The following is a 16861-nucleotide window of genomic DNA, read 5'->3' as shown; positions in this document are numbered from 1 at the left end:
GTTTATGTCCAAGGAACAACCGGCATCCCCGGTCGTGTCGATCCGCGAGCGCGTCAAGTCGCCCCCGGCCCAGGCTATGGTGGATTCTTATTTCCGTCCTTCGGTTGAGGCAGGGATCCGCTACCAGTTCGAAGCTGAAATGCGCATTCATGCCGCTCATGCGGTGATGTTGGCCGAATGCGGGATCGTTGATCGGCAAAGTATAGCTCGTATTCTTGCGGTTTTATGTGAGCTGAAGAAAACGGGTGTAACAGCCCTGAAAATTGATGATCAGCAGGAAGATCTTTATTCTTATATCGAACGTTATCTCGTTGAACAGCTTGGTCCTGAGATCGGTGGACGGCTCCATACCGGACGTAGTCGTAATGATCTTCATACGACCTCATGGCGACTGGCTCTTCGGGCCTATGTTTTAGAACTTCTTGATATTGTGGGGCAATTGCGTGCGACGCTGATTGATGTAGCCGCCCGGCATATTTATACGGTGATGCCCGGCTATACCCATACCCAACATGCCCAACCGATTTCATTCGGGTATTATTTACTGTCGGCAAGCGATTTGATCGGTCGTGATTTTCACCGCCTAAGTGAAGCTTTATCTTGCTGTGACAGAAGTCCGCTTGGATCAGGAGCATTATCGACAACCGGGTTTCCGATTGACCGAGAGAGGACAGCAAATTTGCTGGGCTTTGCCCAACTGGTTGAAATCGCCTATGACGGTGTATCCATTCGCGACGATTTGCACGAAGTTAACGCGGCCCTGGCGATTATGATGACTGGGGTCTCTCGGATGGCAACCGATTTACAAAACTGGAATACGATGGAGTTCGGTTTTATTGAACTGGATGATGCCTATTCCAGCGTGAGCAGCATTATGCCGCAAAAGAAAAATCCTCAAGCTTTGGAACACGTAAAAGCCGTGGCGGCTATGACCATTGGGACGCTGAATATGGCATTAGCTGCGTCAAAAAACACTGCCCTTGCAGATGTCAATGATGGGGTCACGGCTGCCAATGCACCGACCATGGATATCGTCGGCCGGACAACGCGTGCCTTGCGGGTTTTGGATGGGGCGATTCAGACTCTTACTGTAAAGGCGGAAGCCATGCGTCGGTCCGCCGAAATAGGTTTCGGCACAGCGACGGAGCTTGCCGACATTATCGTGCGGGAAACGGGTATGTCGTTTCGAATGGCACATAATGTCGTTGGCCGGGTGGTACGTGAAACCATCGAAGCCGGTCGCATTGCCACGGATATTTCATCGACCAACCTTGATGACGCGTGTGAGGCTTTGTTTGGCCATAAACTTTCCATTGCTGAAGTGGAAATTCGCAAGGCCCTTAATCCAATGGAAAATTTAAAAAGTCGCACGGTTACGGGTGGTCCTGCGCCGGTGAGGATGGAGGAAATGATCCTTCATCGTAAAGCGGCATTGAATGCGGATTTGACCGGAATTGGTTCCGTTCGAAAACGGATTTCAGATGCTCAGGAAAAGCTCAACGCAGAGGTCGAAAAGATTTTGACTGCGAGCGGCTTGAATGTTCTACCTCATTCGACAAGAGAGAATCATGGCGCGAGTTGAAATCAAAGATATCGGCAAGGTGTTTGCCGATCATACCGCCGTTTCCAATATTAATCTGACTGTTGAAGATGGCGAGTTTCTGGTTCTCCTTGGCCCGTCAGGCTGTGGGAAAAGTACGCTATTGCGGATGATCGCGGGGTTGGAACTTCCCACTTATGGCGATGTTTTTATTGGTGAGCGCAAGGCAACCCGGCTTCAACCCAAGGAACGCAATATTGCGATGGTGTTCCAGAATTATGCGCTTTATCCGCATTTGACGGTTTATGAAAACATCGCCTTTCCACTACGAGTGCGATCAGTTGAAAAAAAGTTAATTGATGAAAAAGTGAGAAGTGCAGCCGAACTGGTTGGCTTGACGCGGATGCTAAATCGCAAGCCTCGGCAGATGTCAGGCGGAGAACGACAACGGACCGCGTTGGCGCGCTCGCTGGTGCGTGATCCGGATGTCTTCTTGCTAGATGAACCTTTGTCGAACCTTGACGCGAAATTGCGTCATTCCGCGCGGGAGGAACTGCGGCAGTTCCAGGACCGGATTGGCGTTACCTCAATTTACGTAACCCATGACCAGGTCGAAGCAATGGGCTTGGGGGATCGCATCGTCGTCATGCATGCCGGTACTGTACGCCAGGTGGGCACGCCAGAGGAGGTTTATCTGTATCCAGCCGACACTTTCGTTGCCACTTTTATGGGGTCTCCTCCGATGAACCTGGTTAGTGTCGGCAATGTTACCTTGGGATTCCGCCCTGAAACGTTTCTGCCGGAAACTAATTTCCAGACTGATATTGCGACGACCCGTATTTCCTTTTTGGTGCATCGTGTCGAATATCTGGGGGGCGATCAACTGTTGTACGGGACCGTGGGGGGCACTTTACCTGAAACCGCAGCGATTGCCCGTATTCCGTCAAGTGTTCATTACTCGCCCACTGTCGGTACCGAGGCCAAATTTGCTGTGGCGAATGTTGATTTGCGTTATTTCGACAGCGGTAGTGGCAAGGCCCTGATTCCTACGGACGAAGAAGGTATCATGGCGAGGAGAGCAGCTCATGGCTGAGTCACACAACTCCCTCTCCGGGGATCGCTTTCTGGCTTATGCAACGCTCACACCGAGTGCCTTCGTTCTGTTTTTGTTGGCCGGCGTCCCTACTGTGACGGTGTTTCTGACCTCGATGCAAGATATCGGCATGGGTGAGACATCTGGTCCGTTTATCGGTCTGGACAATTTTATCTGGGCACTGAGCGACCCAACATTTTATTCAGCCCTTTGGCACACTTTCGTCTGGGTATTTGGTAGCGTGTCTATCGAGATGGTACTTGGGTTGGGCCTGGCATTATTGCTCAATAGAACTTTTGTGTTTCGCGGGGCGGCTCGCGCAATAATTTTGGCACCCTATCTGGTTCCCACCGTGGTTGCTGTAATGACATGGCGATATATGTTTCATGACATTGTAGGCATTATCAATGCTGTATTGATTGACGTTGGAATTATTGATGGGCCATTGCTGTGGCTTAGTAGTCAGTCTCTCGCGATGTTCTCGGTGATTATGGTTGGTGTTTGGAAATTCTTTCCTTTCGCCGTGATTGCTCTTTTGGGCATTTTGCAGTCGATCCCTCAAGAACAGTATGAAGCCGCCAGAATTGACGGGGCATCACCGTTTCAGCAGTTTATGAGAATTACCCTGCCTTATGTGATGCCGGTCTTTCTGTTAACAGCTTTGCTGCGTACGATTTGGAGTTTCCATAAATTCGAGATCATCTATTTGATGACCGGAGGCGGCCCACTGGACTCAACCACCACCTTGCCCATTCTCGTCTATCTTAAAGCCTTTTCCGATTTCGAATTCGGACGCGCTGCTGCTGTTGCGATTCTGACCTTTGGCATTCTGTGCATATTGCTTGGCGGATATTTCATTCTGATCAAACGCGCGGAGGCCCGCCAATGACTACAACGTTTACTGCCTCAACTACTGATGCGGCACCGCGTCGCAATCGTGAAATGGCGGATGTTCAATATCTGGCAACCCGCGCAATGACATATCTTTTGGTCCTTACTGCGGTTTCGGTAATCGGTTTCCCGTTGTTCTGGATGCTTTTGTGTTCATTTAAGCCAGGCGGCGAACTTTATGCTGTCCCCCCAACTTTTTTGCCCCAGATATGGACGTTACAGAATTACAGAGACCTGTTTGTTCAAACCAACTTCCTGACCTATTTCGCGAACAGTTTGATCGTGGCTGGGGGGGCGACTTTCGCGTCACTGGTGATCGGTGGGTTGGGGGCTTATAGCCTTAGCCGGTTTAAATTTTTCGGGATCGGAGCATTTTCCAATATCGCTCTGGTTTGCTACATGCTGCCAGAAGTATTGATCGTGCTACCGCTGTACATATACGTCGTAAAGCTTGGTCTGGCGGATACGCTGTTTTCTCTCATTGTCGCAAATACTGCATTCACCTTGCCGTTGGCATTGTGGTTCATGCGGTCTTATTTCAATGCAATCCCGGTCAGTCTTGAAGAAAGCGCCATGATCGATGGCTGTACCCGGCTCCAGGCCATGATGAAGATTACGGTTCCGTTGGCTTTGCCAGGGATCGTTTCGGTTGGTGTCTTCAGCTTCAATCACGCCTGGAACGAGTTTCTCTTTGCTCTCGTTTTCACGTCCTCCGAAACAAAAAAGACTCTGCCGCTCGGTTTGGCGACCTGGATCGGCCAGGACAATATCTATTCCTGGGGCATGCTTTTGGCGGGAGCCGTTCTGGTAACGATACCAGTGGTCCTTTTTTATCTTTTGGTACAGCGCAAGCTTGTCGTCGGCCTTTCGGAAGGTGGCACCAAGGGCGAATAATTCAATTATCTTATTTGACAGGGAGGATCTCGTGAAGATCACAAATGTAACCGTTATCGCCGTCGAAATCCCGCTTTCGCGCAATTTTGGGGGCAGTAAATATAACGTCACCAAACGGTGTACCATCATCACGCGGATGGAAACTGATACGGGCCTGATTAGCGAAGTTTACAATGGCGACAATCGCGATCATATGAGAGAGGTCGTTGATATCATAGAAAATGAATTGACGCAGCTGGTCGTTGGACAGGACGTTTTTGCCGTCGAGAATTTGTGGGAAAAAATGTTCAAAGTGGCCGAGTGGAATCGTGACCGCAAGTTAGTTATGGAAGCTATCGCCTGTATTGATAGCGCAATCTGGGATCTAATGGGGAAGGCGGCAGGTCTAAATGTATGTCGTCTGCTCGGCGGATACCGCCAGGAATTGCCCATTATTTGTATCGGTGGTTATTACGAAGAAGGTAAAACCTTGTCCGATTTGGGCGAGGAAATGGCGCGGCTTCGAGATTCAGGGCTTGCTGGCTGCAAGGTTAAAGTTGGTGGTTTAAGCGCAGAGGAGGACGCCAAGCGTGTAGAAGCGGCCCGAAAGGGCGCCGGGGATGATTTTTGGATTGCTGTGGACGCTAATCGTGGCTGGCCTGTTTCAGAGGCAATTCGGTTTGCTCGTTTGATCGAGAAATATAATATTTCCTGGTTCGAGGAACCGTGCCATTGGTATGACGATGCGCGTGCAATGGCACAGGTTCGTCGCTCGACTATGATACCGATTAATGCAGGACAAAGCGAGGTTTCCAGCGCAGGAGTGCGTCGACTGGTGGCAGCTGACGCGGTAGATATTGTTAACTTTGATGCCTCTGAAGCAGGCGGTATTACTGACTGGCGTCGTGCAGCCGCGTTGTGCACCTTGCATGATATCCGTGTGGGCCATCATGAAGAATCACAGATTGCCATGCAGATGATTGCTGCCATCCCGAACGGGCTGTGTGTCGAGTGCTTCGAGCCGGCACGTGATCCGATCTGGGCTGGAATGATCGCTAATCGCCCTGATCCTAAAGACGGTATCATTCAAATTCCGCAGGGTCCCGGGTTTGGCCTGGAACTTAATTGGGACATGGTCACACGCTATCGGGTTAACTAATGAATTTCTTGCTGAAATAGAAATTTAAGTGCAGCCCGTCAGAATTCTGGCCGTGAAAAAGATGTGACCAACGCGCCCGTGTGCTTAAGGCAGGGACGTGTTTCCATCGTTTGGACTTTTGGGAATAACGATGAAGAATGACGGGCTGTACTTTTCGAAAAAAATTCAAACTTACCAAGAAATTTTATCTCAGAGCAAGCAATGAACTGTAAACACTATAAATTCGTGTGGGTGGCGGAACTGTATTTGTTGAGATTTGTTGGTTAAGACACACTTTGTTTGTTCGGCTTAGGATGCTTTGGTGTTTGTCATTTCAGCCTGCTACCAATGCCCGCTTGTTTAGGCACCAGTCGAGAATATCATTCACATCATTCGCTAGTGGCTGGGCAATACCGTCGGTGAAGGTGTTAAAAGCGGCGCGGTTAAGTGTATTTACGCCGATTAATACCGGAATGCCGCGCATCATGGCTTCGCCGATCAGGGTCCGAAAACCCCGCCCTTCGGCTTCGTGCTTGCCAAATTTGTTGAGGATCAGAAAATCAATCGGCGATCCGTCATCGAACATGGTTTCAACACAGGCCACGGCCGTTTCCAAAGCATTGGGATCAAGGCGACACCCTTGCGATTCCGCACCAAGATTTTGCGAAATGCGAACGACCGGACCTTGGGGCAGGATACGGACATCCATGTCGCAATGGTGGGTGCCGGGTCGGTCAAAGTTGGTTTGAACAACGCCCGCCAGCCGGAAGCCCTGTTTTTCTAGCCGCGTGGCAACTTTGGCCAATAAACGGTCGGTGCCGCCGCGTTCGCTGGAACTTATGAATGCGATTTCCATAATATCATCCCTTTCCTGTGCCTGATTATTCCGGGCGCATGTCGATGCCCGAAATATCGGCATGGTTGACAAGGTCGGTGACAAAATCATTTGCCGCACGGGTCCATGCCGCTTTTTCGGTTGCTTCGGCAATGCGGGGTTTGGCATTTTCAAACGGCAATATTTCGCCTTGTGCGCGGGCATCAAGGCGCAATATGTGAAAACCGAACCGGGTTTCAATCGGCTCTGGTGCGATGGTGCCGGGGTCTAGCCGGTCAAGCATCTGATCAAATGCTTCAACAGTTTCCCCGCGGCTGATTTGCCCCAGGCGGCCATCTGACTGGCGCGAGGAACAGTCGCTTTCATTGCGGGCAAGGGTACGAAACTTCTCGGGGTCACGCTTGAGAATGCCAAGTGCAGCCAAGGCCCTAAGCCGGGCTTTTTCACGTGCCGCTGGAGTGTGGTCTGCCGTAAACAGAATATGCGAGGCCTCGTACAAGGAAGGTGCGCGAAACCGTTCCGGGTTGGCGTCGTAATAGGCGCGCAAGGTTGTTTCGTCGGGTGTGGTTTCGGGCAAGGCCTGTTCAAGCAAGGTCCGGATCAGCGCTTCGTCCCCGGTCTCGTTTTTACCGGGGCCGATATCGTGGGTGCTTGCGTCAAGATCGCGCTTTTTTGCTTCTTGTAGCAGCAAGGTGCGAATAGCAAGGGCGCGCGCGGCCCGACGCCATGCCAGGGCCTGTTTGCCCTCTGGGACGTTGTGGTTTTGCAGTTCGGCCGATACCTCACTTGTCGGAATCGTATCGCCATTGACCACGATGTCGGGGAAAAATGCGTCGCTCATGATTTTACTCCGCCGGTTTGGTCAGATTGGAACGCGAAGGCCGGGGTGCGGTCGCGCGGCGAGGCGGCAGGGGTGTTTGGCGACGCGACCGAACTACCTGATAACCGGGACGCCACAAAAACCGCACCGGCACCGATAGCATGTGCACCAGCCGGGTGAAGGGGAACAAAACAAAGATCGTCAGCCCCAGCACCAGATGAATTTTAAAGATCCACGCGACATCGGTAATATGGCTGGCCGCATCGGATTGCAGGGTGAAAATACCTTGTGCCCAAGCCATGAACTTGGTCATTTCATGGCCATCAAGATGTTGCAACGACACGAAAATCGTGCTGACCCCCAACACAAGCTGGGCTAGTAAAATGACCAGAATTCCCGTATCGGCAAAACTTGATGTCGCGCGAATGCGCGGGTCGGTCAGGCGGCGATGCAGCAGCATGGCGCCGCCGCTTAGCGCCATAATCCCGGCAATACCGCCTGCGGCAACCGCCAGGATTTGTTTGGCGCCATGACTGATCCCCAAGGCATCAAACAGGGCAATCGGGGTGAGCAAACCAACAAGATGGCCGGCAAAAATCGTCAGAACACCGACGTGAAACAGGATTGACCCGGCAATCAGTTGTTTGCGGCGCAATAACTGGCTGGAGGATGATTTCCAGGTGAAGGGATCACGTTCATACCGCGCAATGGAACCCACGATCAGCACGGTTAACGCGATGTAGGGATAAACACCAAAAAGAAAGTTGTGCATTGTGTTTTCCTTTACTTAAAACCGGTTGTCGCGGCCTGTGGCGAAGCGCGATCATCCATACGGTTCAATATGTCGCGGACCTGGGGGCAATCCCCGTTGGGATCCGGCCCAAAAACGACCTCGCTTTCTTCCCAAACCGCATCAAGGGCAGCCAGATCGTCAGGGTCGTCTTCGGCGACGGCTAAAAGTTCGGCAAGAGCGGTTTTGTTGGTTTCGCCCAGCGCCAATTCGCCAAGGGCTGCGAAAACCCCCGCATAGGTGCTGTCGCGCCGGGCAAGACGATCGCGCAGGGCCTCAAGGATATGGGCCGCATCGGCCAGGGTTTCGCGCCCTTCATTTAGCGGGCGGGTTGCCAGAAATTCCAGTAATACCGGCAAATGGTCGGGCAGCTCGGTGGTGGCGGGTTCAAACCCGCCCGCCCGATAGGTTTCAAGCAAATTGACCATCGCGCCACCACGGTCACGGCTTTCGCCGTGCACATGCTCAAACAGGTTAAGCGACAGCGTGCGGGAACGATCAAACAGGGTCACAAAACGTTCCTGCAGGTCATAGATATCTGATGTCGCAAGCTCGGCTAGCAGCGGCTCGATCTGGCTTATGGTTGCTGGCGACAGCAGTTTTTCAGTGCGCAAAACAGGCACAATTTCTGCGCATGCTTCCTGAAGCTCCTGACCGGGATATGTTAAAAGTGCTGATAGGACCTTGAATGTCATGATCATCAGAATGCCTCCGAGGGAAGAGTCATCGTTTTCTTTTTGCCGCCACCAAACAACGACGCTTCGCTGATCCCGCCCGAACATCCGTTGCCGTCGGTAAAGCCGCAGCCGCCGCGCAGGTCATAGGCTTCTTCAACAACTTCGCGATGGGTGGTTGGAATAACAAAACGGTCTTCGTAATTGGCCAAAGCCATGATTTTATACATGTCTTCGATCATTGCGGGGCTAAGGCCAACACGTTCGGCAACACCGGTATTAATAACGCCGTCAATGGTTTTGGACCGCATATAGGCCCGCATTGCCAGCATGCGTTCAAGGGCCGAAACAACCGGGGCCTCGTCGCCCGCGGTGAGCATATTGGCAAGGTAACGCACCGGAATACGCAGGCTGCGCACATCGGGCATTTCGCCGTCATGGCCAATCTGGCCGGCTTCAGCAGCATTTTGAATGGGAGAGAGCGGCGGAATATACCAAACCATCGGCAAGGTCCGGTATTCGGGATGAAGCGGGAAAGCAACTTTCCAGTCCATTGCCATTTTCCAGACTGGCGAGTTTTTGGCGGCTTCTACCCATGAAGCAGGGACGCCGTCGGCAATGGCCTGCTTTTGTACTTCGGGGTCATTCGGATCAAGGAAAATATCAAGCTGGGCCTGATACAGGTCCTTTTCGTTTTCGGTGTTTGCGGCCTGTTCAATGGCGTCGGCATCATAAAGCATGACGCCAAGATAGCGGATACGCCCGACACAGGTTTCCGAGCAAACAGTGGGATTGCCACTTTCAATGCGCGGATAACAAAAGGTGCATTTTTCAGACTTGCCCGTCGACCAGTTATAATAAACCTTTTTATAAGGGCAACCCGAAACGCACATGCGCCAGCCCCGGCATTTTTCCTGATCAATCAGGACAATGCCATCTTCTTCGCGTTTGTAAATGGCGCCAGAAGGGCATGATGCCGCGCAGGTGGGATTAAGGCAATGTTCGCACAACCGGGGTAGATACATCATGAAGGTATTTTCGTATTGCCCGTAGATTTCCTTCTGAATGCCTTCGAAATTGTAATCCTCCGACCGTTTGGAAAATTCGCCGCCAAGAAGTTCTTCCCAGTTCGGGCCTGCCGTAATTTTTTCCATCCGTTCGCCGGTGATTTTCGAACGCGGGCGTGCGGTTGGAAAGGCTTGCATTTCCGGGGCGGATTTCAAATGATCGTAGTCAAAATCAAACGGTTCATAATAATCGTCAATTTCGGGAAGCGAGGGATTGGCGAAAATATTGGCAAGGATGCGCCATTTTGCCCCCTGTTTGGGCTGAAGTTTGCCAGATTTTGTTCGTTCCCAGCCGCCGTTCCAGCGCTTCTGGTTTTCCCAGTCATGCGGGTAGCCCAGCCCAGGTTTGGTTTCAACATTGTTGAACCATGCGTATTCAACGCCGTCGCGGCTGGTCCAGACATTTTTACAGGTAACCGAACAGGTATGGCAGCCGATGCATTTATCAAGGTTCAGCACCATACCGATTTGTGCGCGAATTCTCATTGTGCTGCCTCCTCGGCGGCGGCGGGCTGGTCGAGCCAGTCCACGCGGTTCATTTTGCGAACGATTACAAATTCGTCGCGGTTCGAACCAACGGTGCCGTAATAGTTAAAACCGTAACTTTGATGGGCATAAGCGCCGATCATGTGGGTGGGTTTAAGTGTGGTGCGCGTCACTGAATTATGAATGCCGCCGCGCTTGCCGGTTTTTTCCGAACCTGGTGTGTTCACAATTTTTTCCTGGGCGTGATACATGAACAACGTGCCGTCCTTGATCCGCTGTGACACCACGGCACGGGCCGTTAGCGCCCCGTTGATATTGTAAACTTCCACCCAGTCATTATCGACAATACCGGCAATTGCGGCGTCGGTTTCACTGATCCAGACAACAGGGCCACCCCGGTTCAGGGTTAGCATCAGAAGGTTGTCGGAATAGGTTGAATGGATGCCCCATTTCTGGTGCGGGGTAATAAAGTTAAGCACCACATGGGGTTGCCCGTCGCGTGCGTCGGAATTCACTTCTTTGGTGACGCTCATGAGGTCGACCGGGGGGCGATAACAACAAAAACCTTCGCCAAATGCCCGCATCCATAAATGATCCTGATAAAGCTGCTGACGGCCCGTCAGGGTGCGCCACGGGATAAATTCATGAACATTGGTGTAACCGGCATTATAACAAACTTCTTCGCTTTCGATCCCCGACCAGGTGGGCGACGAAATAATTTTACGCGGCTGGGCGGCAATATCGCGGAAACGTATTTTTTCGTCTTCCTTGGCGCGTGCCAGATGGGTGTGATCGCGTCCGGTAAATTTACCCAGGGCTTCCCACGCCTTGATGGCAACTTCACCATTGGTTTCCGGGGCCAGCATCAGGATGACTTCGGTTGCGTCAATATCTGTGACGATTTTCGGGCACCCTTTGGCCGGGCCATCGGCCCATTCACCGTTCAGTTCGCGCAGGTGCTGTATTTCGGTTTTGGTGGGCCACGAAATACCTTTGCCACCATTCCCCAGTTTATCGAGCAACGGACCAACGGCAACGAACTGGTCGTAAAGGGCGGGGTAATTGCGTTCGACGGCAATATAATTGGGGGCTGTTTTGCCCGGGATGAGCTCGCACTCGCCTTTTTTCCAGTCACGAACCTGGTCCTGTGCAATTTCGGCCGGGGTATCGTGCAGGATCGGCAGGGCAACGACATCGTCCTCCACGCCGAGAATTTCCGGGGCAACTTCGGAAAACTTTTTGGCGATGGATTTAAAAATTTCCCAGTCCGATTTTGACTCATATGCCGGATCAACCGCTGCCTGAAGCGGATGGATAAACGGGTGCATATCCGATGTATTAAGGTCGTTCTTTTCGTACCAGCTGGCTGTCGGCAGGACGATATCGGAATAAACAGCGGTGGTGGACATGCGAAAGTCAATGCAGACCAGAAGGTCAAGTTTGCCTTCCGGGGCTTTGTCGTGCCAAATGGCTTCTTTGGTTTCAACCTCGCCTTCTCGTCCCAAATCCTTGCCCAGAACACCATGATCGGTGCCCAACAGGTGCTTGAGGAAATATTCGTGGCCCTTGCCCGACGACCCCAACAGGTTCGAGCGCCAGACAAACAGGTTGCGCGGCCAGTTTTCAGGGGCATCAGGGTCTTCGCATGACATTTGCAAATCGCCTGATTTCAGTTTTTTGACGATATAGTCTTTCACATCAACCCCGGCAGCCTTGGCCGATTTTGCGACGTCAAGCGGGTTGGTGCGCAATTGCGGGGCCGAGGGCAGCCATCCCATGCGTTCGGCACGGATGTTATAGTCAATCAGGCTAACATCCCAATCACCGGCAGGGGCGGTTGGCGACAGGATTTTGTCAGCTTTTAGGGTTTCATAACGCCACTGGTCGGTATGGGCATACCAGGCCGAGGTTGCGTTCATATGACGCGGTGGACGGGACCAGTCCAGCCCAAAGGCCAGCGGTTGCCAGCCGGTTTGCGGGCGCAGTTTTTCCTGGCCGACATAGTGGCTCCAGCCGCCGCCGGACTGCCCGACACAACCACACATCACCAACATGTTGATAATGCCGCGATAGTTCATATCCATGTGGTACCAGTGGTTCAGACCAGCCCCCAGAATGACCATCGATTTGCCACGGGTTTTTTCCGCATTCAGGGCAAATTCGCGAGCGACCATGGTGATTTTTGCTGCTGGAACCCCGGTAATTTTTTCGGCCCAGGCCGGGGTATAGGGCACATCGTCGTCATAGCTTTTGGCAACCCAGTTGCCGCCCAGACCACGATCCAGACCGTAATTGGCGCAAAACAGATCAAACACCGTGGTGACCTTGGCCGTGCCATCGGCAAGCGCAATGTTTTTGATCGGAATATTGCGCGTCAAAATGTCGGGATGTTCGCATTTGACAAAGCTGTCACTGGCAGCCCCGCCAAAATAGGGGAAATCAACCGCAACAACCTCGTCATGATCCTGTTCGAGGATCAACGACATTTTCAATTCGGTTTCGCGGCTGTCAGCCTTGTTTTCCAGGTTCCAGTTGCCGTCTTCGCCCCAGCGAAACCCGACCGAGCCATTGGGAGCAACAATGTTGCCCGACAGCTGGTCAATCGCCAGGGTTTTCCATTCCGGGTTATTGGTGGTGCCGGCTTTGTTGCCCAAATCATCGGCCCGTAAAAAGCGCCCGGCAACCAGTTTGCCGTCTTTTTCTTCAAGACGCACCAGCATCGGCATGTCGCTATAGCGGCGGCAGTAATCTTCAAAATATTCGGCTTGGCGATCGAGATGAAATTCGCGCAAAATCACATGGCCCATCGCCATGGCCAAGGCACTGTCGGTTCCCTGTTTTGGTGCCAGCCAGATATCACCAAATTTGGCAGCTTCGGAATAATCCGGGCAAATAACGGCCGATTTGGCACCGCGATAGCGGGCTTCGGTATAGAAATGGGCATCGGGTGTGCGGGTTTGCGGAACGTTTGATCCCCACAACAGCAAAAAGCCGGCATTGTACCAATCGGCACTTTCGGGAACGTCGGTTTGTTCGCCCCAGGTCATCGGGCTGGCGGGGGGAAGGTCGCAATACCAGTCATAAAAGCTCATGCAGACGCCGCCTAACAGCGACAAATAACGCGACCCTGCCGCATAGGATACCATCGACATGGCCGGGATGGGCGAAAAGCCGAATACGCGGTCCGGGCCATATTTTTTGGTGGTATAGGCGTTGGCCGCGGCGATGATTTCGGTGGATTCGTCCCACGTAGCGCGTACCAGCCCGCCTTTGCCGCGCATTTTAACATAAGATGCGCGCAAGATTGGATCGTTCTGTAATGCCGCCCATGCGTCGGTGGCATTCATGGTCTGGCGCATTTTACGCCAGGCGCGCAACAACCTGCTGCGAATAAGCGGATGTTTCACCCGGTTGGCCGAATACAGATACCAGCTATAGCTGGCACCGCGCGCACACCCGCGCGGTTCATGGTTGGGAAGGTCGGGGCGTGTCCGGGGATAATCTGTTTGCTGGGTTTCCCAGGTAACAATGCCGGATTTGACATAAATTTTCCACGAACACGACCCGGTGCAATTCACCCCGTGGGTCGAACGGACGATTTTGTCGTGGCGCCAGCGATTACGGTATGTGTCTTCCCAGTCGCGGTTTTCGCGGGTGACCTGGCCGTGACCATTGGCAAATGTTTCTAGTTGTTTGGACTGAAAAAAATTCAGCCTGTCGAGCAGATGGCTCATTTCTCTCTCCTGAAGGCGGGTGTGCGCAGTAAGGCGGGACTTACCGGGGTGCGGGAACTAGCAAGGCACAGGCGCACCCTTGCGTGCATAAAAGGCCCAGGTGATGACCACGCAAACGGCATAAAAGGCGGCAAAGAACCAAAGGGCTGCTTCGGGGCCGCCGGTCAGCCCGATCGAGGTGCCATAGGCTTTGGGAATGAAAAACGCCCCGTAGGCGGCAATGGCCGAGGTAAAGGCGATGATGGCGGCACTTTCGCGTTCTGCCTGTTTTAAGGTTGCTGCACCGTTAAGGGTGGGCATCAAACGCGGGATTTCCTGGCGCATGATCGACGGGATCATCTGGAATGTTGACGCGTTGCCAACACCGGTCAGAAAAAACAGCGCCATAAAGCTTGCAAAAAATCCCCAGAAGTCGCCCGGGACATTGCCCGATGGCAAATAGTGCAAAACACCGACAACAGCGACGATCATGCCAAGAAAGGTCCAGAAGGTGACACGTCCGCCGCCAAAACGGTCCGAGATCCAGCCGGTTGCCGCGCGCGACAATGCGCCGACAAGCGGGCCAAGAAAGGCAAAGGCGAGAACATCAACGCCGGGGAACTGGGTTTTCATCAGCAACGGGAAACCGGCGGAATAACCGATGAACGAGCCAAATGTGCCGGTATAAAGGATGCACATGATCCAGTTATGACGGCGTTTGAGGATAACCGATTGTTCCTGAAAGCTGGCTTTGGCATCGGCAATGTCATTCATGCCAAACCAGGCCGCGATGGAACCGATAATCAGAAATGGCACCCAGATAAAACCGGCATTTTGCATCCATAACTGTCCGCCTTCGGAAAGCGTTTGGCCTTCGCCGCCCAGCACACCAAAAACGCTGGTGGTAATGGCCATCGGCACAGCAAACTGCATGACCGATACGCCCAGATTGCCCAGCCCGGCATTTAAGGCCAAAGCGTTGCCTTTGCTTTTTTTCGGATAGAAAAAGGCGATATTGGCCATGGACGAGGCAAAGTTACCGCCCCCCAACCCGCAAAGCAGGGCCAGGATCAGAAAGATGTAATAAGGCGTGTCGGGTGTTTGCACGGCAAAGCCGATACCAATAGCTGGCAGCAACAGCGACGCGGTTGATAAGGCTGTCCACAAGCGGCCACCCAGAATGGGCACCATGAAACTGTAAAAAATGCGCAGCGTCGCACCCGACAAACCGGGCAGGGCAGCCAGCCAGAAAAGCTCGCCTGTGGTGTAGGTAAACCCGATGGCAGGCAATTTTGCCACCACCACCGACCAGACCATCCAGACCGAAAAGGCCAAAAGCAGGCAAGGAATAGAAATCCAGAGGTTGCGGGTGGCAACAGAGGCCCCGGTGGCCTGCCAGAAACTGCTATCTTCGGGACGCCAGTCGTTCAGGACATAGCGGCTTTGACTGGGTTGTGTTTCCATGATGATTTTCCTTTTAGCGCGCGGTTGAGCGCCCGGTGGCAGCACCGGTTGTGGCAGGCTTTGTCCCGGCAACAGATGCCGGGGCGTCCAGGGGATGTTCGGGCAGATCGGACAGGTATATTTCGTCGGCAAGGTCCGGATGGCGGCGATGTTCCATTTTGCGGATCACGACATGCATCCACACCGTTGAAATCGCGACGATGGCAAATAACAGCATGAAAGGCGTGGTCCAGACCCCGGTCGCGTCAAGCAACATGCCGAAGGCCACCGGCAGGAAAAACCCGCCCAACCCGCCGATCATGCCGACCAGACCGCCAACCGCACCCACATGGTGGGGGTAATAAACCGGGATATGTTTGTAAACTGCCGCCTTGCCGAGGCTCATGACGAAACCAAGCACAACAGTAAGGGCGACAAACATGGTAAGCGAAACGCCGAAATTAAATGAAATTGGCCCGTCAATACCCGAAACTGTGTAAGCTGTGGTCGGATAGCTCATGAAAAACAGGCAGACCAGCGAGACGATAAAGGTGAGATACATCACCGCCCTGGCACCCCATTTATCTGACATCCAGCCGCCAAGTGCGCGAAAGATGGAGCCCGGCAGGGAATAAAGACCGGCAAATACGCCTGCTGTTGTCAGTTCGAGGCCATATGCTCCGACATAATAGCGAGGCAAAAACGATGCCAGTGCGACAAAGCCGCCAAAGACAAAGAAGTAATAAATTGAAAAACGCCAGACCTGGATATTTTTAAGCGGCGCAAGCTGCGCGCTGGTTGATACAGGGCCTTCGCCGGTGCGCTTGCGTTCCTGATATACCGGGTCGGATTTGGAAAGCAGGAAAAACAGAACCGCAACAATGGCCAGGACAATGGCATATATTCGTGCTGTTCCTTGCCAACCTAAGGCAACAACAAGGAAAGGGGCGGCAAAATTGGTAACGGCGGCACCGACATTACCTGCGCCAAAAATGCCCAGCGCGGTTCCCTGTCGTTCTTTTTCAAACCAGCGCGAGACGTAGGCAACGCCAACAATGAATGACCCGCCTGCCAGACCGAGCCCCAGGGCGGCCAACAGAAATATCGGATAGCTGTGAACGGATGTTAACAACCACACAGCAACGGCGGTTATCAGCATTTGCAGCGGGAAAATGATCCGGCCGCCAAATTGTTCGGTCCAGATGCCCAGAAAAATGCGGCTGATGGAACCGGTCAGGATCGGCGTTGCCACCAGCAAACCAAACTGGGTATCGGTGAGGCCAAGTTCGCCTTTGATCTTGACGCCAATAATGGAGAAAATGGTCCAGACAGCAAAACATGTGGTGAATGCAAAGGTGCTTAGCCCCAGGGCACGCGCCTGATCGGTTCGGGTTACTCCGTCGAGAGTATGCATTTTCGTCCCTCTCTTTTCCGTTGGCGCGATGACCGTGCGCCGTTCGGAATGCAGTAATGCGGCAGAGAGAGGTGAAAAACTTGA

13 protein-coding genes are annotated in these 16861 nt (G+C 52.9%); 5 read left to right on the top strand and 8 right to left on the bottom strand.

Annotation, left to right across the window (positions count from 1 at the left end):
- Positions 1–4: 4 nt before the first annotated feature.
- Genes argH through TMES_RS19580 form a run of 5 tightly spaced genes read left to right on the top strand, consistent with a single transcriptional unit; the run spans position 5 to position 5556 of the window.
- On the top strand, positions 5–1582 hold the full coding sequence (gene argH, locus TMES_RS19600) for an argininosuccinate lyase (RefSeq protein WP_085585725.1): 1578 nt from the start codon (positions 5–7) through the stop codon (positions 1580–1582).
- Entirely contained in the window at positions 1569–2633 is a 1065-nt protein-coding gene (locus tag TMES_RS19595; protein ID WP_085585723.1) for an ABC transporter ATP-binding protein, read from the top strand. The genes argH and TMES_RS19595 overlap by 14 nt, the downstream gene beginning before the upstream one ends.
- Positions 2626–3522 (top strand): carbohydrate ABC transporter permease, encoded by an 897-nt coding sequence (locus TMES_RS19590; RefSeq protein ID WP_085585721.1) that lies wholly within the window; start codon positions 2626–2628, stop codon positions 3520–3522. The genes TMES_RS19595 and TMES_RS19590 overlap by 8 nt, the downstream gene beginning before the upstream one ends.
- Entirely contained in the window at positions 3519–4418 is a 900-nt protein-coding gene (locus TMES_RS19585) for a carbohydrate ABC transporter permease (protein WP_085585719.1), read from the top strand. Before TMES_RS19590 ends, TMES_RS19585 begins: the two co-directional genes overlap by 4 nt.
- Before the next feature lie 31 nt (positions 4419–4449).
- Positions 4450–5556: a mandelate racemase/muconate lactonizing enzyme family protein gene (locus tag TMES_RS19580; RefSeq protein WP_085585717.1), complete on the top strand. Its 1107-nt coding sequence runs from the start codon at positions 4450–4452 to the stop codon at positions 5554–5556.
- 313 nt (positions 5557–5869) lie between these two features.
- Here the strand turns inward: TMES_RS19580 and TMES_RS19575 are convergent, their stop codons facing one another.
- Genes TMES_RS19575 through TMES_RS19540 form a run of 8 tightly spaced genes read right to left on the bottom strand, consistent with a single transcriptional unit; the run spans position 5870 to position 16777 of the window.
- A complete protein-coding gene (locus TMES_RS19575; RefSeq protein ID WP_085585715.1) occupies positions 5870–6391 on the bottom strand; it encodes a DUF2478 domain-containing protein in 522 nt (173 codons plus the stop codon).
- A gap of 25 nt (positions 6392–6416) precedes the next feature.
- Positions 6417–7211 (bottom strand): peptidylprolyl isomerase, encoded by a 795-nt coding sequence (locus TMES_RS19570; RefSeq protein ID WP_085585713.1) that lies wholly within the window; start codon positions 7209–7211, stop codon positions 6417–6419.
- Positions 7212–7215: 4 nt separating this feature from the next.
- A complete protein-coding gene (gene narI / locus TMES_RS19565; protein ID WP_085585711.1) occupies positions 7216–7962 on the bottom strand; it encodes a respiratory nitrate reductase subunit gamma in 747 nt (248 codons plus the stop codon).
- Between the two features lie 11 nt (positions 7963–7973).
- The gene (gene narJ, locus TMES_RS19560; protein WP_085585709.1) at positions 7974–8681 is read right to left on the bottom strand and encodes a nitrate reductase molybdenum cofactor assembly chaperone; all 708 of its coding nucleotides are present in this window, start codon (positions 8679–8681) and stop codon (positions 7974–7976) included.
- Complete coding sequence (gene narH, locus TMES_RS19555) at positions 8681–10207, bottom strand: nitrate reductase subunit beta (protein ID WP_085585707.1); 1527 nt, start codon at positions 10205–10207, stop codon at positions 8681–8683. The genes narJ and narH overlap by 1 nt, the downstream gene beginning before the upstream one ends.
- Complete coding sequence (locus tag TMES_RS19550; RefSeq protein ID WP_085585705.1) at positions 10204–13941, bottom strand: nitrate reductase subunit alpha; 3738 nt, start codon at positions 13939–13941, stop codon at positions 10204–10206. Before TMES_RS19550 ends, narH begins: the two co-directional genes overlap by 4 nt.
- 57 nt (positions 13942–13998) lie before the next feature.
- Entirely contained in the window at positions 13999–15384 is a 1386-nt protein-coding gene (locus TMES_RS19545) for a NarK family nitrate/nitrite MFS transporter (RefSeq protein WP_085585703.1), read from the bottom strand.
- Positions 15385–15397: 13 nt separating this feature from the next.
- Positions 15398–16777 (bottom strand): MFS transporter, encoded by a 1380-nt coding sequence (locus tag TMES_RS19540; protein ID WP_085585701.1) that lies wholly within the window; start codon positions 16775–16777, stop codon positions 15398–15400.
- Positions 16778–16861 lie beyond the last annotated feature (84 nt).

The sequence above is a fragment of the Thalassospira mesophila genome (assembly GCF_002115755.1).
In the GTDB taxonomy this organism is placed as follows: domain Bacteria; phylum Pseudomonadota; class Alphaproteobacteria; order Rhodospirillales; family Thalassospiraceae; genus Thalassospira; species Thalassospira mesophila.
Note: the sequence above shows the minus strand (reverse complement) of the source record. Positions and strands in the feature narration are given on the sequence as shown.